16 protein-coding genes are annotated in these 22,664 nt (G+C 69.9%); 8 read left to right on the top strand and 8 right to left on the bottom strand.

Translation table 11 applies throughout. From position 1 onward, the window contains the following. Positions 1–40 precede the first annotated feature (40 nt). From FB561_RS28885 to FB561_RS28855, 7 genes are all read right to left on the bottom strand, one after another. Positions 41–2,107: a sialidase family protein gene (locus FB561_RS28885; protein WP_145812155.1), complete on the bottom strand. Its 2,067-nt coding sequence runs from the start codon at positions 2,105–2,107 to the stop codon at positions 41–43. Positions 2,108–2,346: 239 nt separating this feature from the next. Beyond that, positions 2,347–5,442, bottom strand: a complete 3,096-nt coding sequence (locus FB561_RS28880; RefSeq protein WP_145812153.1) for a family 78 glycoside hydrolase catalytic domain — start codon at positions 5,440–5,442, stop codon at positions 2,347–2,349. Between the two features lie 67 nt (positions 5,443–5,509). Further along, positions 5,510–8,479, bottom strand: a complete 2,970-nt coding sequence (locus tag FB561_RS28875) for a DUF5722 domain-containing protein (protein WP_145812151.1) — start codon at positions 8,477–8,479, stop codon at positions 5,510–5,512. Between the two features lie 28 nt (positions 8,480–8,507). After that, positions 8,508–9,971 (bottom strand): ABC transporter substrate-binding protein, encoded by a 1,464-nt coding sequence (locus FB561_RS28870; RefSeq protein WP_145812149.1) that lies wholly within the window; start codon positions 9,969–9,971, stop codon positions 8,508–8,510. Between the two features lie 42 nt (positions 9,972–10,013). Beyond that, positions 10,014–10,886: a carbohydrate ABC transporter permease gene (locus FB561_RS28865; RefSeq protein ID WP_145812147.1), complete on the bottom strand. Its 873-nt coding sequence runs from the start codon at positions 10,884–10,886 to the stop codon at positions 10,014–10,016. Between the two features lie 2 nt (positions 10,887–10,888). Further along, positions 10,889–11,818, bottom strand: coding sequence for a carbohydrate ABC transporter permease (locus FB561_RS28860; protein WP_145812146.1), 930 nt, complete (start codon positions 11,816–11,818; stop codon positions 10,889–10,891). 121 nt (positions 11,819–11,939) lie between these two features. Next, entirely contained in the window at positions 11,940–12,947 is a 1,008-nt protein-coding gene (locus FB561_RS28855) for a LacI family DNA-binding transcriptional regulator (RefSeq protein ID WP_145812144.1), read from the bottom strand. A gap of 134 nt (positions 12,948–13,081) precedes the next feature. On the opposite strand from FB561_RS28855, the gene FB561_RS28850 reads away from it, so the two are divergent. Then, on the top strand, positions 13,082–13,294 hold the full coding sequence (locus FB561_RS28850; RefSeq protein WP_145812142.1) for a three-helix bundle dimerization domain-containing protein: 213 nt from the start codon (positions 13,082–13,084) through the stop codon (positions 13,292–13,294). Positions 13,295–13,418: 124 nt separating this feature from the next. After that, a complete protein-coding gene (locus FB561_RS28845; RefSeq protein WP_145812140.1) occupies positions 13,419–13,811 on the top strand; it encodes a hypothetical protein in 393 nt (130 codons plus the stop codon). Between the two features lie 12 nt (positions 13,812–13,823). Here FB561_RS28845 and FB561_RS28840 read toward each other — a convergent pair whose 3' ends face one another. Beyond that, the gene (locus tag FB561_RS28840) at positions 13,824–14,567 is read right to left on the bottom strand and encodes a FadR/GntR family transcriptional regulator (RefSeq protein WP_145812138.1); all 744 of its coding nucleotides are present in this window, start codon (positions 14,565–14,567) and stop codon (positions 13,824–13,826) included. A 125-nt stretch (positions 14,568–14,692) separates the two neighbouring features. On the opposite strand from FB561_RS28840, the gene FB561_RS38835 reads away from it, so the two are divergent. Genes FB561_RS38835 through FB561_RS28810 form a run of 6 tightly spaced genes read left to right on the top strand, consistent with a single transcriptional unit; the run spans position 14,693 to position 22,652 of the window. Next, positions 14,693–16,834, top strand: coding sequence for an ABC transporter ATP-binding protein (locus tag FB561_RS38835; protein WP_238335110.1), 2,142 nt, complete (start codon positions 14,693–14,695; stop codon positions 16,832–16,834). Further along, a complete protein-coding gene (locus FB561_RS28830) occupies positions 16,831–17,724 on the top strand; it encodes an ABC transporter permease (protein ID WP_145812136.1) in 894 nt (297 codons plus the stop codon). The genes FB561_RS38835 and FB561_RS28830 overlap by 4 nt, the downstream gene beginning before the upstream one ends. Next, positions 17,725–18,672 carry an ABC transporter permease gene (locus FB561_RS28825; RefSeq protein WP_145812134.1) on the top strand — a complete coding sequence of 316 codons (948 nt, stop codon included), beginning with the start codon at positions 17,725–17,727 and terminating at the stop codon, positions 18,670–18,672. 36 nt (positions 18,673–18,708) lie between these two features. Beyond that, positions 18,709–20,262, top strand: a complete 1,554-nt coding sequence (locus FB561_RS28820; protein WP_145812132.1) for an ABC transporter substrate-binding protein — start codon at positions 18,709–18,711, stop codon at positions 20,260–20,262. A 12-nt stretch (positions 20,263–20,274) separates the two neighbouring features. Then, positions 20,275–21,207 carry a dihydrodipicolinate synthase family protein gene (locus tag FB561_RS28815; protein WP_145812129.1) on the top strand — a complete coding sequence of 311 codons (933 nt, stop codon included), beginning with the start codon at positions 20,275–20,277 and terminating at the stop codon, positions 21,205–21,207. Continuing rightward, positions 21,207–22,652, top strand: coding sequence for a sulfatase-like hydrolase/transferase (locus FB561_RS28810; RefSeq protein ID WP_145812127.1), 1,446 nt, complete (start codon positions 21,207–21,209; stop codon positions 22,650–22,652). The genes FB561_RS28815 and FB561_RS28810 overlap by 1 nt, the downstream gene beginning before the upstream one ends. Positions 22,653–22,664 lie beyond the last annotated feature (12 nt).

The raw sequence follows: 22,664 nt of genomic DNA, 5'->3' as shown, positions 1-22,664 counted from the left end.
ACGAGCCCGGCAGCGGCTACCCGGCGGCGCTCGCCGGACATCACCGGTCGCCGCTCTGCTCGCCGGCCGGCACGACGGCGTTCATCGGTAGATGGGCGGTGCGGCCGGGAATGGCGTTGGTGTTGCTGATCCGCAACCAGATCAGCTCAGCCGTACTCAGGGCGCGGTCGTAGATCCGGAACTCGTCCAGCGCGCCGTGGAACCGGTTCGCCCCGTCGAGGCGCTGTCCGAGGTAGATCGGTGTCGGGTCGTTGCCCTGGACAGCACCGGCGGCGCCCGTGGCCGAGCCGACCTGCCGGCCGTCGACGAACAGGGTCAGCGTGCCGCCCTGCCGGCGGAGCGCGACGTGGTGCCATGCGCCGTCGGCGTACGCGCGGGTGGACGTGACGCCCGCGGACCCGGCGGCGGAGGTCACCATGCCCCGAATCCGGTTACTGCCCGGCTCGGCTTGCAGCCATGCCTGCGGCTTACCGTCCTGGCCGTACGCCCAGAAGATGGCCTGGTCCCTGGAGTTGTCGTCGTACTTCATCCAGGTCGACACGGTGAAGTCGCCCGATCCCAGCACCGGCTTGGTCCGGTACGGGAGCTGGACCCGGCCCTGCTGCCCGTCGAACGCCAGCGCGCGGCCGTACACGCCTTGGGTGCTGGTGACGCCGTCGAACACCAGCGCCGACCGGCCCGCGACGTCCACGGTGGTGGACGGGGTGTGCAGATCGCGATCGTTGAGGACGACGAACGCGATCTCCGCGCGGTGATCGGTGGTGCCGGCGCAGGTCCGGACCGACCAGCAGCCGGATTTCGTTCGCTCGTAGAGCAGCCCCACGTCGCCGTTGGACAGTTCCACCATGTCGGAGTAGCCGCCGTAGCAGGCGCAGTCCTCCTTCGAGAGGGAGCGGTCGTTGTCGCCCCAGACCTGGACGCCTTCGTCGCTCGAGGTGGCGGGGGTGTCGACGGTCTGCCAGCTGAGGCCCTCGTCGAACGTCGAGCGGATCGTCATCCGGCTCCGCGGGTCCGTGTTCAGCGAGGCCGCCGACGACAGGATCCGGTTGTACCGATCGCCTTCGTCGGTGGCTCGCGTCCGCAGCACCGCCGACTGGACCGGCGGTGCCTCGAAGCCGCGGAGCAGCGTGAACCCGTTGACGTAGGTCTCGCCACCGTTCTTGCTGATGGCAACTGCTCGGTGCGGGCGGATGTTGGGATCGGCCTCTTCCTCGTCGGTGCCGCCGTTCCAGTTCTGCCGGGCCCAGACGTAGATGTCACCGTTCGCCTGTTCGACCAGGCTCATCTCCTGCGGGATCAGCTGCTGCCCGAGCGCGTAGTCGGCCCGGGCGCCGCGGTGCCAGGTCGTCCCGCCGTCGTCGCTGTAGACCAGCATCGCGCCGCGGACGCTTGTGGGGGCGTAGTTGACGCCAACGACCAGCCGACCGGCGTGCGCGCCGCGGGTGAGTTGGATGGCGTGCACCGGACCGGTCGCGTAATGACCCCAGGCCGGGTCGTCCAGCCCTTCCAGGAAGCGCGGCTGACTCCAGGTCGCGCCGTTGTCGTCGCTGTACAGCACGTACGGCGTCCGCGGCGCGCCGCCTTGGCTCTGGCCGGGATTGGCCGGGTCCACCGGGTTGTGCGTGCCCATCATCACGATCCGGCCGTCGGGGGCGCCGGTCCGCGGCGCGCCCGGCAGGTGCCGGTACACCACCGGAGCGGCATTGCCGCGGGTCGCCGGCGCCTGCGGATCGTCAGCCTCGCCGCGGACGACCGTCTGCTCCGGCAGCCACTGCGTGCTCCCGGCCGGCAGCCGCCGGACCACGGTCTCGATGTTGGACTTGTCCGCGCAGCTGTTGAGCCGCTTCTCCGCGAAGGCCAGCAACGACCCGTCCTTCGCCCGGACGATGGCGGGAATCCGGTGACAGCCGGACGGGACGTCCGGGTCGGAGAACACCACCGTCGTCTTCGCCTCGAACGGGTCGGCGGTCGTGGTGGTGGTCTCGGTCGTCGCGATGGTGTCCTGGGCGGTGGCCGGTGGTGCCGCCAGCGGCAGCAGTACCGCCGTCGCGCTGACCACGGCAGCGATCAGCGGTGCCCGGTGTCGCAATCTGCGATGAGTTGTCACGGTGGTCGTTCCTCTCCTGGGTGAGGATCACGAGGTCTGCCTCGGACCGCGGCATCCGGGCATCCACCGGCCGTCGACGACCTCTTCAGCACTGGCCGACGGCGGTGTTTCTGCCAGATGTCCTACAGGTTTCGTTACCGTAGGAGGCGCCGAAAGCCGTGTCAATGGGTTGGCCGGATATCCTACAAGTCGACGGCGCGCGGAGGCCCGAGCGACTGCCCACCGGAGGGACGCAGCGGCTACCAGGTACGCCGGGCGGTGCTGAGGCCGATGTCGGCGAGGTGGAAGCCGCGGGGACCCGCATCGGTCGAGGCCGGCATCACGCGGTCCTCGGTGTCGTGGGCGGGGAAGCGCAAGGAGACCTCGACGGCGACGACAGCGGCTCGGCCCGGCCAGTCGGTGAGGTCGACGGCGACCCGGTTCACGCCGGCCGGCCAGGTGGTGCCGACAGCGGTGCGCTCACTCGTGTCGGCTCCGATCAGCCGAAGCGTCGGGAAGGCGCCGTGCGCGGACTTCTCGTGACAAAGATCGACGAGTGCGTAGGCGAAGGTCACGTCCGACGCGTCGAGCGGTTCGGCGAACGTGATCCGCGCGACCGGTGCTTCGCCGTCGACGGGGAGCACCCGGGCGATCGGGCCGAGCGGCTGGGCGTGGGGAATGGGCATGCAGTTCAGCCGGTCGACGAGGTGGAGCTCGGAACCAGGCGTACTGAGGCGCCCGTCCGCGATCGCCGAGCGGAGCAGACCGTCGGGGCCGGTCACGTCGGCCGAACGCGGTGCGAGTGACGGGGCCGTCCAGGGCTTCTCGTCCGGCTCGGGTACCACTGCGGCGGCCCGGACGTACTCGATCGAGGCGGCGTGCTGACCCGCGGTGAGTTCGCGCGGCGGCTCCCCGGGGAGGACCAGGGTCGCCGTCGTCGCCGGTGGGATGTCCACGGTGATCGCGACGGTCGAGCCGGCGAACCGGTAGCTGACCCGCACCTCGCCGCGCGGGGTCCGGGTCCGCAGACCGAGGTCGTTGACGCCGGCCACGAATTGCGGCGCCACGACGAACGATCGGTACCCGGCGGAGGTCGGCCGCAGTCCGGCCAGGCCTTCCCACACCCAGCTCGCGAAGGGACCGCCGAGGCCGACGTGGTCGAGGGATCCGGTCCCGGTGTTGGCCGGGTCGATCCACCAGCACTCCCAGAAGGTCCCGGGGCCGGAGGAGAGCATCGCCCCGATACCGGGTGCCGCCGGCTGGGCGAGCAGCTCCGCGATGACGTTCGAGTGGCCGGTGGTGGTGAGGGCCCGGACGATGCTCCGGGTGGTCGCGAAGCCACCGGAGATCCGGTTGCCGCGAGCAAGTATGTCCTGGCTGATCCGCTGGGCGGCCTGCTCCGCGTCGCCGCCGGTGAGGATCCCGGCCTCGATCGCGACGGCGTACGCGCCCTGGGATCCGTTCGCGAACACGCCGCGCGCCGGATCGTGGAAGCGGGCGCGGGCCGCGGCACGGAGCTGGTCGGCCTGATCCCGCCGGGCCTGTGCGGCCGGGTCGTCCCCGAAGGCTGTCTCGAGCTGGGCCAGGGCGACCAGGCAGTCGATCGTCGCGCCGGTGTGGTGCACCGGCGGAGGTGTCTGCTCCAGAGCCAGCCAGTCGTGGCCGTAGCTGATGGGAGAGCGGCCGACGACCCCGTCCTCGTCGCGGCAACCGAGCTGGAAGTCGGCCCAGCGGCGGAGCGCCGGAAGCGCCTCGCGCACCAGGGCGTCGTCGCCGTAGTGCAGCCAGTGGCCGAGCAGGATGCGGTGGAACGCCGAGCCCCAGACAGGATCGGCCGGAAGCCGCTGCTCGCGGACGTCGGGCGCGACAGCCGGGATCGCTCCGTCCGGTTGCTGGCTGGTCATCAGGTCGCGCAGCCACTTGGCGAGGAAGTTCTCGGTGTCGAAGGCGGCGAGCTCGTACTCCGCGACCGAGGCGGTGTCGCCGGTCCACGCGGACTGCTCGCGGGTCGGACAGTCCTCCGGGACACCGTGCACGTTGTTGAGCATGGTCCGCTCGGCGCGTTCCAGCAGGCGTGTGACCAGGGGGTTGTCGGTGACTACCTGTGCCCTGGATTCGAGGGCGGTGTGCAGCGTCTCGGCCCGGACCTCCGCCCGCACGTCGTCGGGCAACCCGTGGACCTCGACGTACCGGAATCCGTGGTACGCGAACCAGGGCTCCACCACATCGCCCGGACTGCCGGTCGCGACCCACTCGACCACCTGGCGCACCCGCCCGTTGTCGTACGGCATGGTCAGGTTGGTGGTGTCGAGCCGACCGTCGGCGTCGACGTGCTCGCCGTGGACGACGCGGATGATCGTTCCGGTGGGGACCGCGTCGGTGAGTTCCACCCGACTTCGGCCGGCGATGTTCACGCCCAGGTCGTACAGGCGAACGCCGTCGTGGCGAGAGCGCTCGATGGGGACGATGGACGAGACCACGCGGGCCGGGGGAGTCGGGTCGATCTCGAGGGTGAGGGCCGTACTGACGAACGCGTCTTCGGTGATCGGGGTCCACGTGGCGCCGGCTTCGAGTCCGACGTCGTGTCGCTCCAGGTAGAGCGGGCTGTCGATCGCGATCCGGCTGGCCGAGAGCCGCGCGGATTCGTCGGGACAGACGATCTCGACCGAGCCGTCCCGGTACCGGATCACGAGTTCGGCGAGGACGCGGGGTTCGTGGCCGGTGTGCTGCCATTCGCCAAGGCCGAGTACCAGGTCCAGTGCGTGCTGGCCGGGCGTGACGAGGTCGGTGACGTCATAGCTGCGGACAAGGGCGCGGGTGACGTCGGTACGGGTCGCGTCGAGGCGGCCAGGGTTGATGGGTGCGCCGTCGATCTCCGCGCGGACCAGGCCCTGCGCGGTGAGGTGGAGCCGGGCACGCTCGACGTCGCCCGTGCTGCGGAACCCCTGACGGAGCCGCGTCCCAGTCGGCACGCCGATCCACCGCGCGGCGGTACTCGTGGGCCCGGTCTCGAAGGACGCCTCCGCCCACTCGGACCACACCTCACCGGTGCGTACACGCACCCGCCACCGGTAGACGGCATGCGCCACGAGTTCGGTGCCGACGGCAACGAAGAACTCCACGGAGTCACGAGGACCGGAGCTCCAGACCGACCGGCCGTCCTCGGCGAGAACCACGACCTCGTACCCCTCGCGGTCGGCCGCGTCGGTACGCCACGACAGACGGGGCCGGGGACGGAAGGCAGGATTCACCGCGCGCGAACCCTCCTCGCGCGACGGCCGGCCGTCGATCCGCAGGTCGTACGGTGTGGCCCGCCGGATCTGTTCGTCCCGGCCGGTCTGCTGCTCGAGTGTCATCGTGCTCCTCTTGGTACGGCCGGCCGCGGGTGCACCGGAGTGAACCCGCGGCCGGCCGCCGTGATCGTCAGACGGTGTCGAACCAGCCGAGCGAGTCGACCTGGAAATGGGCGCCCCAGCTGGGGAAGTCGCCACCGACCGCGTGCATGGTCACTTCCACGTGATCGATCGCCGACCGCCCCGCCCAGTTCGTGACGTCGAGGCTGACCTCGTTCCACTGGTCGGGTTTGTACGCCTGGGTGATCTTCTGCTCCGACGTCCCCGATCGCAGGGTGAGCGTGACCTCGTAGCCGGTCGCGTTCGGGGCGCCGCCGTACGAGTTCACCCACACCACAACGCGTTTCGCCGCGGAGAGGTCGAGTGGCTGGGACGGGTCGACGAACATCGTCTTGGGTTGCAGGGACGACGACACCGTCGAGGCACCGTCCAGCAGGTACCGGCCGGCCTGCGGTATGCCGGGACCGTTGGCGATACCCGAGACCGCGGACACCGACGCCATCCCCGGTCCGGCCTGCCAGCCCTGCACGGTGCCGTCGTCGAAGTCGAACACCGGCTTCGCCACGGGCACCGGCTTCGGCGGCACGGTCACCGCGACCCGGTAGTCGAACCCGGCCAGCCTGAAGCACAGGCTCGGGTGGTACGGATCCGCCGGCGCCGACCTCGCCACGGTGGCGTCGAACGTCGCCGTCGTCCCCGGCGCGGTGCCCGTGCTCGGGAACTTCGCCGGGTCGAGGGTCACACCGTCGCAGGCCTTCACCTCCAACGGGTCGCTGACCGGCCGCAGATCGTCGTTGCGGACACTTACCCGTACCGGCTTGCCGGCCCCGATTCCCTCTGGCGCGTCCGCGGAGATCGCCACGTTGCCGGTCCGCTCGGCGCCAGCGAGTACGCCGGCCAACTGGATGTCGTCGAGGTCGAAGTGACCGCTCCACGTGGCCTGCGTGCTGCCGCGGACCCAAACCTTGATCCTGCTCAGCTTGCCGGTCCATCCCGACAGGTCGATGCTGGCCTGCTGCCAGTCACCACCGTCGCCGAGCCGGGTGGCGCCCTCGAACACCCGGCCGTCCGTGCCGTACGCCTTGAGCTTGACGAACCGCGTGCCCGCCGCGGCATTCGCCGGAACCCTGACCTTGAGGCTCAAACCCTGTGCCCCGCCGGTGTCGACCGGGGCCGGGAGTACGACGTCGGTCCCACGCCACAGCTGGGCGAGTTGGGCCGCGTACCCGGGCTCCCAGGTGAAGTCGGTCCGGAGTACGCCGCCCGTCGCGGTCACCCGATCGGTACCGTCGGACACCCGCCATCCCTGGACGCCGTCGGCGAAGTCCATCAACGTCCTGGCCTGCCGTGGCATCGCGGTCCGGCTCGCGCCCACCGTGGTCGGTGGCTCGCGGACCGCCAGCTTCGACGGGTCCCAGTTCGGAACCAGCTCGGACCAGTCGTCGATCCCGATCACGTCGAGCGCGAACTGCGTGGTCTCCAGCGACTTCCTGGTGTCGATGTCGCGGAACACGTCGTACACCAGCTTGCGCGTCTTCGGAGCGGCCGGGGCGTCGACGGTGTCGTCCCACCACCACAAGCCGAGCCGGAGTCCACCTTCCTGCCGATGGTCGACGTGCCGGTGCAGGATGAACGAGTCGATCCCGGGCAGGAACGCGACCTTGTAGTACGCGAGGGCGTAACAGGCAGCCTGGTCGCGTTCGGCCTCGGGCGTCGCGGCCGGGGTGTTGCAGCCTTGTTCGGACAGGATGACCCGGCGCTGCTCACCTTCGTATGTCTGCTCGGGCCGGGCCAGGTACTGCGGCAGCAGCTCGATGTTGCGCAAGGTGATCTTCGGGGTGGTGTCCGGGTCGTCGGTGGTGTTGCCGTCCCGCCAGAACCGGGGGTCGGGCAGGTTGTCCGGGTAGGGGTGATAGGCAACGTTCCACGGGTAGTCGCCGTGCGTCTTGGTGAGCGCGTTCAGCTTGTCGACGACGTCCTTGGCCGGGTAGTACTGGTTCGGGTTGTCGCCGACCGGTTTGGCCCACGAGTGCGTCAGCGAGACGTAGGTCCGGGCCTCGCTGTACGCCGCGCGGGTGGCCAGGAAGGTCAGCCGGAGCGCGCGTTCGTAGTACCGGAGGAACTCGTCGATCGGCTTCTCGCCCATGTTCTGCCAGATCCAGGGCGCGTCCACCTCGTTGCCGACGATGAACCCGGTCGCCCGGCCGAAGCGCTGGTCCGCCCGGGTGTACCGCTGGGCCAGGAACTCGACGGCGGCCGTGTAGTACGCGATGCCCTCCGCGGTCTTGGTATTGAACGCGAACACCGGGCCGCCGCGCAGGTCGGCATCCGGGTGCTTCAGCACCGACCAGCTCGAGTTCGGCCGGTCGTCGCGGTAGAGCAGCAGGATCAGGTTGACCACCGATCGGTTGTCCGACAGCGGTTTGATCTGCCGGTCGAGCCCGCCGACCTCGGTCGCGTCGAAGTAGAACGTCCGGCCCTGCGAGACGAACGGGATGGACTTCCCGGCGCCCGCGTCGGAGACCTGCATCAGTGTGTTGAACGGGACGTTGATCGCGGCATGGCCGACACCGAGGTCCTCGGCGTCCGCGGTCATCTGGACCTGCAGCCCCTTCTTCGTCGGGCTGGCCGGATGCGGGTAGGCGTTGGCCGGCGTGATCTGCAGGTCGTCGACCTGGTGCTCGGTCCCGACGAGCGCGCCGTCCGCGACCGCGACGTACTTGTCGTAGTAGAGCCGCCCGTTGTCGCCCTCGCGGGAGACCGTTGCGTCGAAGGCGCCGGTGGCGTCGGAGCGGACGGTGGCCACCGGCGTACTGCCGGACCAGGCGGACTCGTCCTGCTCCGGCCCGAGCGCGTACACGGACACCTCGGTCCCTGGTTCGGCGGTGCCCTGGACCTGGATCGCCTGGTCGGTGGCACGAACTCCCGTGATCCCCGAGGATGGTGCCGCGGCTGCGGTCGTCACCAGGCTCCCGGCGGCGAGCGCGGTGAGTACCGCCCCCGCCAGCAAGGTCCTGAGCGAGCCGATCGATCTGATCATCGCTACTCCTCGAACTCGGTGAATGCCGTCACTTGGTCTGCGCCCAGCTCTCGGTCCAGCCCGCGTCCTTCGCCGCCTCCTTGGCCGCGGTCGTCCAGTTCTCCTTCAGCTTCCGCAGCGTCTCGTCCTCGTTCTTGGTGCCGAGCAGATAGCCGTCGTAGGACGGTTTGCCGGCCCGCGCCTTCGGCTGGAGATCGAGGCCGGTGACCTGCGGCGGGTGCTTGAACCACTCACCGCTCATCAGCCCCTGCAGCCCTGGCGCGGCCTTGCCGTCCGTGGTCGCCGGGATCCCGCCGGACTTGTCCAGCCACGCCTGCCCGCCCTGGGTGCTGCTGGCGAACTGCAGGAACTTCACCGCGGCGTCGAGCTTCTCGTCCGTCGTCGTCGACGGGATCATGTAAGACGTGCCGCCGGTCTCCGCGCCGAACCGCGCGGGCGTCCCGTCGGACAACGGGCTGTCCGCCTCGGCGATCGTCGGGAACGGCATCGTGCTGTGCTTCCAGGACACCGCGTCCAGGCTGGTCTCGGCGAAGTTCGTGCCCCACGCCATCGCCGCCTTGCCACCGACGAAGTCGTTGCCGCCGACGAACGAGGCCCCGCCGGAGATGCCGGACCAGTTCGGCGTGGCGCAGGCGTCGAACAGCGCCTTGATCAACCGCAGTCCCTCGGCCACCTCCGGGATCTTGGCCGGGTCGAGATCACCGGTGAGCACGGCCTTGGCGACCGACTTGGCGGTCAGCTGGGCCGCCTTGCCCTCCTTGCCGTCGGCATCGAACTGGTTCCACCGGTCGAAGTACTTGTCCATCAACATGCCCATCACGACGGTGTAGGTCCAGCCCTGACCGAGCCAGCCGTTGTCCATCGCGAGCGGCGCGTACCCGGCGGCCTTGAGCTTCGGGCAGGCCGCGACGAAGTCGCCGTACGTCGTCAGCGGGGCCTGCACGCCGGCCTTCGCGAACGCGTCCGCGTTGTAGTAGAGGCCGATCGTCACCAGGTTGAACGGCACCCACTCGTAGTGCCCGGCGGTGTTACGCACCTTGCCGGACTTCGGCCCGAACTGGTCGGGGTTGAAGATCTCGATCCAGCGCTGGTTGCCCGGGACGTACGGGTTCGGCTGGTTCAGGTACTCGTCCAGCTCGACCACCTGGTCCGGCTGGTGCGGGGCCTGGTTGAAGACGAGCTCGGGCGCGGTGCCGGCGGTGAGCTGGGTGGACAGGGTCTGGATGAAGTCGGGGATCGGCAACACGGTGGTCTCGACCTTGATGCCCGGTTCGGCTTCCTCGAACCGCTTGACCAGGTCGTCCCAGGCCGGCCCGAAGCTCTTCGGATCGGAGTTCCACTGGTTCGGGCCCGCGATCGTGATGGTGACCTGGTCACCCTCGCCGGCCCCGGAGCCGTTGCACGCCGCGGTCAGCGACAGCACCCCGGCCAGTATGGCGCAGGACAGGACGCGGGCGACGCCAGGGCGCCGTGGACCTTGCAGTCTCGCCATCGAGTTTTCCCTTCTGGAGATGGGCTCTGGGCCCGGGGAGTTTCAGTGACTGCCGGGCAAGCCGCCCTGGACCCCGGCCAGGAAGTGCTTGGACAGCAGGACGAACAGGACCAGCAACGGCAGGCTCGCCAGCGTGTACCCGGCGAACATCGGGCCGTAGTCCGTGCCGGACTGGCCGTGGAAGAAGAGCAGGCCGACCGACACCGTGCGGTACTCGTCCTTGGTGATCGTCAGCAGCGGCCAGAAGAAGTCGTTCCAGACCCCGTTGACGGTGACCAGCGCGACCGTGCCGATCACCGGCATCGACAGCGGCAGCATGATCGAGGTGAACATCCGGACCCCGCCCGCCCCGTCGGTCCGGGCCGCGTCGAACAAGGCCTGCGGGATGCCCTCGACGAAGGTCTTCATCAGGATCGTGCCGAGCACGACGCCGCCAGCGACGTGCGGGATGATCAGCACCGCGTACGTGTTCAGCAGGCCCAGGTTGCGCATCATCACGAACAGCGGGATCAGGCTGGAGATGCTCGGCACCATCATCAGCGCCGCGATCATCGCGAACAGGAACCGCCGGCCGGGGAAGGAGTACCGGGCCAGGACGAATCCGGCCACCGCCGACAGCAGCAGGATGCCGACGATCGCCGCGGCCGCGACCAGCAGCGAGGTGAGCAGGTACGGGCTGATCTGCCGCCAGGCGGTCGCGTAGTTGCCGAGGTGCAGGGGCCAGGTCGGCAACCAGTAGCTGGTCGCGAACTGCAGGTTGTCCTTGACGGACGTGCCCAGCATGAAGACGTACGGACCGAGACTGAGCAGGACCAGGATCGTCAGGCCGATGACGATCCCGACCTGACCGCGCCGGCGATAGCGTCGCCGCGTACTGGGGGTGGTCCGGCGCCGGCCTTTGCGAGTGTCGAGCATGCTCACATCCCCTTCGCGTCGGCCGCGCTGTTCGAGCGGCGGACGAACACGACCACGCAGGACAGCGCCAGGGTGATCACGAACAACGTGGTGGACAGCGCCGCGGCGTATCCCCAGTCGCCGCCCTGATAGGCGACGTCGAGCATCCGCAGCACCGGGACCGAGGTCGCGCCGTCCGGACCGCCGGACGTGACGATGTAGGCCAGGAACCCGTACTGCAGGGTGGCGACGACGGCCAGGAAGAACAGCACCTTGATCTGCGCGGCCAGCAGCGGCAGGTCGATCGTCCAGACCCGCCGGAGCCGGCCCACTCCGTCGATCTCGGCGGCCTCGAAGATCTCCGCCGGGATGTTGCGCAGGCTGGAGTAGATGATCAGGAACGGCAGTCCGGCGACGAACGGGAACCCGATGAACAGCAGGCTGATCAGCGCCAGATCCGGATCACCGACCCAGTTCTGCCGCAGGCCGGGCAGGCCGATCGCGCTCAGTGCCTGATTGATGATGCCCTGGTTCGGGTGGTACATGAACGACCAGACCAGCGCGGTCACGACCCCGGGGAACGCCATCGGCACGATCAGCAGGGTCCGGAACAGGAACTGCAGCCGGAGGTGCCGCAGCGAGATGAGCAACTCCGCGGCGAGCAGCGGGATCGCCCACATCACCACGCCGAACACGAAGATGACGCCGAGATTGCGGAACGAGCTCCACCACAGGTCGTCGCCGAGCATCGTCCGGTAGTTGTCCAGTCCCACGAACGTCGATCGGCCGACCGGCTTCCAGTCGAAGAACGAGTGCCAGATGCCGCTCACGGCCGGGTAGTACTGGAACGCCACCAGCGTCGCCAGCACCGGCGCGAGCGTCACGTACACCGCGAGCCGCCGGCGGCGTGGTCGCCGCGGTGCGGCTGGCACCACCGTCGAGGACACCGCCATGGAGGGCTCCCTTCGTTCACCGAAACGTTTCAGCGAACTGTCTCGGAGCCCCCTGAGCGTGTCAAGGGCGAGCGGGTGCGGTGTCCGGGATCGGACTGGCGGCCGAGGTATTGAGATCGTTTCAGCGACGGCGCGAACTCGTCCGGACGATCAGCTCCGGCTGGATCTCGACGTGCCGGGGTGGTGCCGGCGTCTTGGTCCCGGCGAGCTCGCGGACGAAGTCGACCGCCACCCGGCCGAACACGTCGCGCGGGCGCCGGACCGTCGAGAGCGGCACGATCGTGGACGAGGCGAAGTCGATGTCGTCATACCCGACCAGCGCGACCTGCTCCGGGATCCGCCAGCCGCGGGAGATCACCAGCGAGTCCACCAGACCGATCGCGACCAGGTCGTTGATCGCGAAGATCCCGTCGGGCCGTTGCCTGGCCGGCCGTTGCGCCAGCTCCTCGCCGGCCGCTCGCCCCGCTTCCACGGTGCGTTCCTTCGTGGGGACGACTTCCAGGCGTACACCACGGTGGGCGGCGGCCTGCTGGGCGCCGAGGACGCGCTCCTGGATCTGCGGCAGTACCGGCTCGCCGCCGACCACGGCGATCCGGCGGCAGCCCTGCTCGATCAGGTGTTCCACGGCGCGTCGTGCGCCGGTGACGTCGTCGATGGCGACCGACGCGAACCCGTCGCGATCGGCGTGCGCGTCCATCAGCACGGTCGGTACCCGGTGCCGGGCGAGCAGGTCGAGCACGTCCGGCGTCGCGCTGCCGGACGCCAGGATCATCCCGTACACCTGCTTCTGCACCGCGAGATCGACGTACTCACGGTCGCGGTCGACGTCGCCGTGGCCGTACAGCAGCATCATGAACAGGCCGAAGTCGGCGGCGCGCTTCTCGATCACCTCGGCGACCGCGCCGAAGAACGGGTTCTGCAACTCCATGCTGAGCATCGCGAGCATCCGGCTGTGCCCCGCGCGCAACTGCCGGGCCGCCTCGTTGCGGACGTAGCCGAGGTCGTCGATCGCCTTCCGGATCCGCCGGGCGGTCTGCGGACCGACGCGCTCGGGGTTGTTCAGGTACGTCGACGCGGTGCCGAGTGAGACGCCGGCTTCGCGCGCGACGTCCTTGATGCTGACAGGCACTGCCGACCTCCTCGGACGCGTCGCGGAGACCACATCGTACGTTCGGCGACCCCGCGGTGACGGCAGGACGCCCCCGCTGCGCTGCTCGCGGAGGGGCGTTGTCCGGTGCGATCGGATTGGTGATCCTGAGGGCTATGGACAGGTCAGAGGAGAACCGCGCGATCGACGAGGTCGTCGAGCGGCTGGCCCAGCAGTTTCCCGAACTGCCGGCCGCCGACATCGCCAGTACCGTCGCGCAGACGCGTCCCGAGTTCGAAGAAGCACCGATCCGCGACTTCGTACCGCTGTTCGTCGAACGATCAGCCAAGAACCGGCTCCGCGACCGCCGGGAGACCGCCTCGTCCTGAGTACCCGCACACCCCGGTCCTGGTAGGTCCACCGGCCTTCGGAAGATGGCTGGTCGCACCCATACGTTCCAGAGCCTCCGCCCGGCAGAGTTGATGGTACGAACGCTGCGAGGTGGAGGCGAGGATGAGGACGTACCGGGTTGCCTGGTGGGGGTTCAGCGGTGTCGTCGGCACGGCCGGCGCGATGGCCGCGCTGACACTGCCGCGACCGACGGTTCTCGTCCTCTTCGGCCTCGCCGCGGTGACCGGCGGCGTCCTGGCCCTGATCGTGCTGACCCCGGGGGACAACCGGCCGATCCGCCGGGACCAGTGGCCCGCGGTCTTCCTGAGCGCGGGTCTGGCCGGCGGGGGAGCGGTCGCCTTCGTCGGACTGGGAACGTTGCTCGGGGCCCCGATCGCGCTGTTGCTCCTGGCCGGGGCCGTCGGCGGCTCCCCGTACCTCGCCCGTCACTGGTTGCGGATCCTCGGTGGCCGGCGGCAACTGCCGAGGTCCGGAGCGCGGCGCCTCGCCGACTGACGGCGCGGTCGGTCAGTCGGTCTCGGCGGGATCGGCCGGGGCTTCGGCGAGCTTGGACTCGATCCCGATGTAGTGATCCCGGATCGCGGCCCTGGCCTGGTCCGGGTCACCGGTGAGAATCGCGTCCAACACGGTCGCATGACCGTGGTACGCATCCATCGGTGTGCGTCCGCGTGCGGGTGGGACGGCGGCGTGGAAAGCCAGCCAGAACAGGTCGAACAGCCGCAGCAGCATCGTGTTGCCGAGGTCGCGGAACAGCAACTGATGGAACATCCGGTCCTGCTCGGCGAAGCCCTCGCCCTGCTCCGCCAGCGCCCGCATCTCCTCCAGGGTCTCGCGGAGCGCGCTGACACTGGCTGGCGTCATCGCGTCCATCGCGTCCGTGATGAGCGCGGTCTCCAGCGTCTTGCGCAGCGCGGCCAGCTCGCGTAAAGCCTGCTTGCCCTGCATCAGGCCGTACGGCAGGTGGTCGAGCAACGGGTCGAAGGAGAAGTCGCGGACGTAGACGCCACTGCCTCGCCGCGTCTCGAGCACGCCGGTGGACTCCAGCGCCTTGACCGCCTCGCGGACCGAGTTGCGGCTGACACCGAAGAGGCGGGCCAGTTCGGCCTCCGACTTGAGCGGGTCGCCGGGGCGGAGCCGCTCCTTGATGATGAAGTTCCTGATCTCGTGCTGCACGACCTGGTGCAGCGGAGCCCTGGCGTCGAGCCGCCGGAACTCCTGGTCCTGCTGGTGAGTGGCCACCTTGTCGATCATCCTCCCGCTCGGCGCTGATTTGTAGGATATCTGATGGATCTTGACACTCTCGTGCCGGGGACATTACGTTCGCAACCTGTAGGACATCTTGCAGAAATCATGCATCGTTCCCCGGGAGGTCGTCGGTGTTTGGAGCCCTCAACGGCGTGACCGAGGACGGGATCGCCGATCGCGGCGCCCCGTCCGCCGGTCCAGAACGCACGGGGGACGGGTCCGTGTTCAGCCTGCGCGACCTGGTGGTCGAGTTCGCGACGCCCGCGGGCCTGGTCCGCGCGGTGAACGGGATGAGCTACGACGTCGCCGGCGGCGAGACGTTCGGCGTGCTGGGGGAGACCGGCTCGGGCAAGAGCGTGTCGGTACTCGCCGCGCTGGGACTGCTCAGCGCGCCGAACCTGCGAAAGGTGTCGGGACAGGCCGTGCTCGGTGACGTCGACCTCCTCGCGCTGCCCGAGGCGGAGCTGCGGCGCCGGCTCGGCAAGGACGTGGCGATGGTCTTCCAGGACGCGATCTCGGCGCTGAACCCGGTGCAACGGGTCGGCGACCAGATCGCGGAGACGCTCCGGGTGCACGACCGCGCCCTGTCCGCCGCCGGGGCGCGAGCGAGATGTGTCGAGTTGCTCGGCATGGTCGGCGTTCCGCATCCGGCGACCCGCTACGACCAGTACCCGCATCAGTTCTCGGGCGGCATGTGCCAGCGGGTGATGATCGCGATGGCGATCGCCAACCGGCCGAAGGTACTGATCGCGGACGAGCCGACCACCGCGCTGGACGTCAGCGTGCAGGCGCAGATCCTGGACCTGCTGCGGGTGGCGCGGGAGGAGACCGGTGCCGGCGTCGTCCTGATCACGCACGACCTCGGGGTGGTCGCGGAGACCGCGGACCGGGTCGGCGTGACGTACGGCGGCCGGATCGTGGAGTCCGGCGACGTCACCCAGATCTTCACCCGGCCACGACACCCGTACACCGCGGCGTTGCTCGGCGCGCTGCCTCGACTCGACGCGGCCGCGGACCGCCTGCGCCCGATCCCGGGCCAGCCGCCGGATCCGAGCGAACTGCCGGCCGGCTGCGCCTTCGCGCCGCGCTGCCCGATCTCCCGCGGTCGCTCGGTGTGTACCGAGGTGCGTCCGGAGCCAGTCCCCGAGGCCGAGGAGCTCGGCGGCGGACTGAGTGCCTGCCACTTCCCCGACGAGGCGGCGAGCCTGCTCACCATCGAACCCGCCGACGACCAGCCCGCGCCCGCCAGTCGAACGGACGGCGCAGAGGAGTCGGGTGGGGCGGTGCTCGAAGTGCAGGAGGCCGTTGCGCGGTTCCCCGTACGCTCTGGGCTGTTCGCCCGGGCTTCGGCCTGGGTGCATGCGGTCGACGGCGTCTCCCTGCAGGTGCCGGCCGGCCGGACGCTGGGACTGGTCGGCGAATCGGGGTGTGGCAAGACCACGCTCGCGCGGCTCGTCCTCCGCCTGGTCGAACCGACCGACGGCCGGATCCTCGTCGAGGGCGACGACGTCCGTACCGCGGGCCGCTCGCAGCTGCGGAAGATCCGGCGGCGTGCGCAGATGGTCTTCCAGGATCCGTATGCCTCACTGAATCCGCGGCTGAGCGTCGGCGACAACGTCGCGGAACCGCTACGCCTGCAGGGCTTGTCGTACGGCCAGCGCCGGCGCGAGGTGGCCGACCTGTTCAGCCGGGTGGGCCTGCGCAGCGAGCACATCGATCGGCTGCCGTCGGAGTTCTCCGGTGGGCAGCGGCAACGGGTCGCGATCGCGCGGGCGCTGGCGTCGAAGCCCGGGCTGCTGATCCTCGACGAACCGGTGTCCGCGCTCGACGTCTCGGTCCAGGCCCAGGTCCTGAACCTGCTCGCCGACCTCCAGCGCGAGTCCGGGATGGGGTATCTGTTCGTGAGCCACGATCTCGCCGTCGTCCGGCAGGTCGCGGACGAGGTCGCGGTGATGTACCTCGGCCGGATCGTCGAGTCCGGGCCGGCCCAGCGGGTCTACGACGATCCGCGGCATCCGTACACGCGGGCGTTGCTGGCCTCGGTGCCGGTCCCCGATCCCGTCGGCCGGGCGGACCGGCGACGCGTACCGCTCGGTGGTGACGTTCCCAGTCCGGTGGACCCGCCGTCCGGCTGCCGGTTCCGGACCCGGTGCCCGATCGCGGCCGACGTCTGTGCGGAGAAGGAACCACCGTTGCGGCCGATCGCCGGCGGCCATACGGCCTGCCATTTCGCCGACCAACCCGTCGGCCCGGCAGTGGGGGTGCGCGGATGAGCAACACCTCTGGTTCTCAGGCCCATCGACGACTGGAGCCGTTGCGCCGGTTCGCGCAGTCCAAGTCGGCCGTCGTCGGTGCGACCGGACTGCTGATCCTCATCGTGGTCGCGGTGTTCGCCCCGCTGATCGCGCCGTTCGACCCGAACGCGCAGAGCGGCGGGTCCCTGCTCGGCCCGTCCGGCGGACATCTGCTCGGTACCGATCAGCTCGGTCGCGACATCCTGTCCCGGATGATCCACGGCGCCCGCGCGTCCCTGATCGCGGCCGCCGGTGCGGTCGTCGTCGGCGCCGGCATCGGGGTACCCCTCGGGCTGCTCGCGGGGTACCTCGGGCGCTGGGTGGACGCGATCGCGATGCGCTTCGTCGATCTGCTGCTCGCCGTGCCGGGGATCCTGCTCGCGCTGGTGATGATCGTGGCGCTCGGGTCCGGCCGGCTCAACCTGGTGCTCGCGATCGGGATCGGCGCGGTCCCGGAGTTCGCCCGGCTGACCAGGGTGGCCACACTCGAGATCCGCGACCGCGACTTCGTCCTGGCCGCCCGTGGGATGGGTGCGAGTACGCCGGACACGCTGGTCCGCACCGTGCTGCCGAACGTGCTCGGCCCGATCGTCATCCAGGTGGTCGTGACCGCGTCGATGGCGGTCGTGGTCGAGGCCGGCCTGGCGTTCCTCGGACTCGGGACGCCACCACCGGCGCCGTCGTGGGGCGGCATGCTCCAGGACGCGCGCTCGTACCTCTACCAGAGTCCCAGTTACGGGTTGTTCCCCGGCCTCTGCCTGGTCGCCACCGTCTTCTGTCTCGACCGGATCGGCCGCGGACTGCGGCTCGCGGTGAGCGGCGCCGGCCGGCAAGCAGCCGCCAACGTCACCACGGGAGGTGCGGTCTAGATGTACGCCCATCTGATTCGCCGGCTACTGCAGTTCGCCGTGGTCCTGGTGCTCGGCTCGATCGCGGTGTGGGCCTTCACCTTCGCGCTGCCCGGCGATCCCGCGTCGGTCCTGCTCGGCCCGGACGCGAGCCCGGCCGAACTGGAGGCGACCCGGCAGCGGCTCGGCCTGGACGGGACCGTCGTGGAGCAGTACCTGTCCTGGATCGGTCACGCCCTCGCGGGTGACCTCGGGTCCTCGTACTACTCGGGCCAGCCGGTGGTCGCCGAGTTGCTCGACCGGATCCCGGCGACGGTCCAGCTGGCCGGGTTCGCGATGGTGCTGACCCTGGTCATCGCCGTACCGGTCGGCATCGTGGTCGCGTTGCGGCCGCGGTCGGTGGCCGGCCGGCTGTTCCAGGGGTACCTCACCGCGGGTCTCGCGGTCCCGACCTTCTGGCTGGGGCTGCTGCTGATCATCGTGCTCGCCGTCCAACTGCGGTGGCTGCCCGCGTCGAGCGACTACGTGCCGTTCTGGGGCGATCCAGGCGGCGCGCTGACGGCGACGATCCTGCCCGCGCTCGCCATCGCCGTGCACACCTCCAGTGTCACCGCCCGGTTCCTCGCCACGTCGCTCGGCGACGTGATGGGCAAGGACTACATCCGGACCGCCCGCGCCAAGGGCGTCCCGGAACGGGACGTGATCCGCCGCCACGCGCTGCGGAACGCGTCGTTGCCCACGATCACCATCGTCGGCCTCCAACTCGGCGGCTTCCTCGGCGGCACCGTCGTCATCGAGGCCGTCTTCAACTACCCCGGACTGGGCCGCCTGCTCTACACCGCGATCGGCGAACGCGACTACGCGCTGGTCCAGGGCGGGGTGCTGTTCGTCGTCGCCACCTTCCTGCTGCTCAACCTGCTGGTGGACCTCGGGTACGCCGTGCTGGATCCGCGGATCCGGCTGACCTGAGACCACCCCGGACCTCCGAAGTCAGGAGTCATCACCATGACCGATTCACCGATCCAGTCCCGACTGCTGGCCCGTCGCGCGTTCCTCCGCAACGGCCTGCTCGCGGCCGGTGCGCTCGCCGGCACCCCGCTGCTCAGTGCCTGTGGCACCGGCGGCTCCGAGAGCGGTGGCGGCGCCGCGACCGGCAAGATCACCCTCGGGACGACGAAGATCATGCAGTTCGACCCGTACCTGACCAACACCGACATCCACATCCACGCCTTCTACACCTATCTGCTCGACTACCCGTCCGACGGCAAGTACGAGCCGATCCCGGCGGGTGCCGAGAAGTGGGAGTTCGCGGCCGACCGCAAGTCGGTCACGATCACCCTGCGGGAGGCGAAGTTCCACTCGGGCGCCCCGGTGGTCGCCGAGGACGTGGTCACCGGGGTCAAGCGGGCCCAGGACCCGGACGCCGGGTTCACGCTGGCCCAGCCGACCGCGTTCATCGCCTCGGCGACGGCGGTCGACCCGCGAACCGTGCGGCTGACCTTCAAGGCGCCGACGCCCGAACCGCTGGTGCTCGACTGGATGTTCGCCTTCCCGCTGATCCCGTCGGCCTCGAACACGCCGGCGAAGCTGGAACGCGAGCCGGCCGGGTCCGGGCCGTTCCAGCTCGCCGAGTTCCGCCGGGACCAGCGGCTGGTCCTGAAGAAGAACCCGGACTTCTACGCCAAGGACAGGCCGTACCTGGACCAGGTGGAGTACCGCTTCTTCACCGACGAGGACGCGCTGGTCGCCGGGCTCGAGTCGGGATCGGTCGACGGCGCGGCGTACCTCGGGTTCCGGCACGCGGAGCGGCTGCGGCAGCGGTTCACCCTGGTCGAGGGCAGTGGCCGGATGTCGCTGTTCTTCATGAACGCCACCATCGCGCCGTTCGACAACAAGCTGCTCCGGCAGGCGATCGCCCGCGCGATCGACCGCAAGCGGATCCTCGACCAGGTCAGCTTCGGCATCGGCGACCCGGTGTACACGGCGTTCATGCCGTCGTCGCCGGCGTTCGAGAAGGGGTACCTGGACTCGCACGGGTTCGACCTGGACGCGGCCGGGGAGTTGCTCGAGCGGTCGGGCGGTGCCCGCAAGGCCGTGGCCGGGGTGTCGTCCGGCAGCCCGTCCGTCGCGACCCTGGAGATCATCCAGGCGGACCTGAAGAAGATCGGGTTCCAGCTGGACATCGCCCCGCAGGAGGAAGCGGCGTACCTCGACGCGCTGTTCGCCAGCAAGCTGCAGTGCACCGTGGCGATGCAGCCGAACAACATGCAGAGCCCGTCGCTGATCGCCCGCGGCCGGCAGATGCTGACCACCAAGGCGAACACCACGTTCCACGCGAACGTCCCGCCCGCGTACGTGGCGGCGGTTGCCGCGGCGGCCGCGGCCATCACCCCCGAGGCCCAGAAGACCGCGTACGCCGAGCTGAACAAGGTGCTCGTCGACGAGGCCTGGGCGATCGGCATCAGTACGGTGCCGTCCCTCTTCGCGCTGGACAAGCGCATCACCGGACTGGTCACGGACGTCCGCGACTTCGTCGACCTCTCCAACACCAAGGGCTGAGAAAGGAACTGTATGACCGCGTTGCGTTATTCGGCCGACGAGGCGGACATGGCACTGCTCACCGCCGTGTTCACCCCCTTCACCGACACCGGTGAGGTCGACCTCGACCTCGTCGCGAAGCAGGCCGACGACCTGCTCGCGTGGGGATCGGTGGCGGCGTACGTCGGGGGGACCGCCGGCGAGGGCGCGTCGCTGTCGACCGAGGAGCGGATGGCGCTCGTCGACCGGTGGTGCGAGGTGGCGGCGGACCGGCTGGACGTCATCGTCCACGTCGGGCACGCCAGCCTCACCGAGGCCCGCAAACTGGCCGCGCACGCCGAGTCCGCCGGGGTCCGGGCGATCTCCGCGGTCCCGCCGTACTTCCACCGTCCGGACACGGTCGACGCGGTGGTCGACAGCTGCGCCGCCATCGCGGACGCCGCGCCCAGCCTGCCGTTCACGTATTACCACATCCCCGGGATGACCGGTGTCGGCGTGCGGGCGAGCGACGTCCTGCTGGCCGGCCGGGAACGGATCCCGTCGTTCGCCGGGGTCAAGTTCGCCCACAACGACATGGTCGACCTGCAACGGTGCCTCCAGCTCGCGGGCGAGGAGCACGAGGTCTTCGTCGGGGTCGCCAAGTTGGTGCTCGCCGCGCGGCAGTGGGGTGCGCGGGCCGCGATCGGCTCGGTGTACAACTTCGCGGGTCCGCTGTTCAAGCGGTTGCTCGGCGAGGTGGATCGAGGTGACCTGGCCGCGGCGCGGGAGTCCCAGTTGCTCGCCCAGCAGGTCATCGACGTGGCCGGGCGGTACGGCGGGGAGCTGGCCGGGTTCAAGGCGCTGGGCTCGTTGTCCGGGGTCGACTGTGGACCGTGCCGGCCGCCGCTGGTGTCACCCGGTCCGGATCAGGTGGCGGCGTTGCACGCCGAGGTGACGAAGCTCGGGTTCACCGACCGGAACCGTTGATGGCCACCAACGTCCTGGTCATCCAGGCCGACCAGTTCCGCGCGGACTGTCTCGGCCTGGCCGGGAACCCCGACGTCCGGACCCCGCACCTGGACCAGCTCGCGCGCGACGGCGTGCACTACCGGAACGCCTACGCGCCGTTCCCGGTCTGTACCCCGTCCCGGTACTCGTTGCTGTCCGGGCTGCACGTTCGCCAGCACGGTGGCTGGTCGAACCACTGCACGCTCGCTCCCGGGATCGAGACCTTTCCGAGGGCGTTGCGCGCGGCCGGGTACCGGACGGCCGCGGTCGGCAAGATGCACTTCACGCCGACCTACCTCGACGTCGGGTACGACCACCTGATGCTGGCCGAGCAGCACGGGCCCGGCCGGTACGACGACGACTACCACCGTGACCTCGCGGCCGCCGGGCTGGCGCCGGTGACCGATCTGCTCGACCAGGAGCAGGAGTTCCGGGCGAAGGCTCCGCTGACCTACTGGGACAGCTACGGCGCGGGCCGGTCGAACCTGCCGGTGGAGTGGCACTCGACCACCTGGATCGGCGAGCAGGCCCGGAAGGTGCTCGAGTCCTGGTCCGACGAGGGCGGCCAGTTGCTGCACGTGTCGTTCATCAAGCCGCACCACCCCTTCGATCCACCGGCCGGCTGGGACGACACGTACGACCCGGAGGCGCTGACGCCGTTGCCCGGGTGGACAGACTCGATTCCTGCCGCCGACCTGCCGCACCAGCGGGAGTACTTCGACTACGAGCCGCTGGACCTGCCGAGGTTGCGGCAGGTGATGGCCCATTACTACGCCACGATCGCCCACCTGGACGAGGAGATCGGCAGCCTGCTCGATCTGCTGCGGGAGCGGCGGCTTTACGACGACACGCTCATCGTCTTCACGTCCGACCACGGCGAGTACCTCGGCTTCCATCACCTGTTGCTGAAGGACGGGCCGATGTACGACCCGGTGGTGAAGGTGCCGTTCCTGATCAAGTTCCCCGGGCAGGGACGAGCAGGTGAGACCTCGGACGCCCTGGTCTCGCTGATCGACATCGCACCGACCGTCTTGTCCGCGTGTGAGCTGGAGCCGGCGACACCGCTGCCGGGTGTGGACCTGGGTGAGCCGGCAGCCGGGCACGAGTACGTGTTCGCCGAGGACCGACGGCACGGCAGTGCGGGGATGGCTCGCACCGACCGGTACAAGCTGCTGTGGTCGGACGTCGCGGGGCAGGCCCTCTTCGACCTGGGCGCCGATCCGTACGAGCTCACGAATCTCGCCGGCGATCCGGCGCACGCGGACGTGCTGCAGCGAATCCGTGCAGCCGCGGCGCACTGGGCTCTGTACGAAGCGACTCCGCCTACCTATCTCGATCCTGCCGCCCCACAGTCCCGCGAGGGCAACGGCGGCGGCGCGGCTCGGCACGACCAGTTCGCCGAGTCCGTGGCCAGGCACTCGTAGTTCCCCCGCCCG

Source organism: Kribbella amoyensis (assembly GCF_007828865.1).
Taxonomy (GTDB): Bacteria; Actinomycetota; Actinomycetes; order Propionibacteriales; family Kribbellaceae; genus Kribbella; species Kribbella amoyensis.
The sequence above is the reverse complement of the archived record's forward strand: the minus strand, read 5'-3'. Positions and strand labels throughout refer to the sequence as shown.

Coding starts and splice junctions, on each gene's coding strand:
- FB561_RS28870 (WP_145812149.1), bottom strand. CDS start 9,971: ATGGCGAGACTGCAAGGTCCACGGCGCCCTGGCGTCGCCCGCGTCCTG.
- FB561_RS28815 (WP_145812129.1), top strand. CDS start 20,275: ATGACCGCGTTGCGTTATTCGGCCGACGAGGCGGACATGGCACTGCTC.
- FB561_RS28880 (WP_145812153.1), bottom strand. CDS start 5,442: ATGACACTCGAGCAGCAGACCGGCCGGGACGAACAGATCCGGCGGGCC.
- FB561_RS28865 (WP_145812147.1), bottom strand. CDS start 10,886: ATGCTCGACACTCGCAAAGGCCGGCGCCGGACCACCCCCAGTACGCGG.
- FB561_RS28820 (WP_145812132.1), top strand. CDS start 18,709: ATGACCGATTCACCGATCCAGTCCCGACTGCTGGCCCGTCGCGCGTTC.
- FB561_RS28840 (WP_145812138.1), bottom strand. CDS start 14,567: ATGATCGACAAGGTGGCCACTCACCAGCAGGACCAGGAGTTCCGGCGG.
- FB561_RS28810 (WP_145812127.1), top strand. CDS start 21,207: ATGGCCACCAACGTCCTGGTCATCCAGGCCGACCAGTTCCGCGCGGAC.
- FB561_RS28875 (WP_145812151.1), bottom strand. CDS start 8,479: ATGATCAGATCGATCGGCTCGCTCAGGACCTTGCTGGCGGGGGCGGTA.
- FB561_RS28845 (WP_145812140.1), top strand. CDS start 13,419: ATGAGGACGTACCGGGTTGCCTGGTGGGGGTTCAGCGGTGTCGTCGGC.
- FB561_RS28830 (WP_145812136.1), top strand. CDS start 16,831: ATGAGCAACACCTCTGGTTCTCAGGCCCATCGACGACTGGAGCCGTTG.
- FB561_RS28825 (WP_145812134.1), top strand. CDS start 17,725: ATGTACGCCCATCTGATTCGCCGGCTACTGCAGTTCGCCGTGGTCCTG.
- FB561_RS28860 (WP_145812146.1), bottom strand. CDS start 11,818: ATGGCGGTGTCCTCGACGGTGGTGCCAGCCGCACCGCGGCGACCACGC.
- FB561_RS28850 (WP_145812142.1), top strand. CDS start 13,082: ATGGACAGGTCAGAGGAGAACCGCGCGATCGACGAGGTCGTCGAGCGG.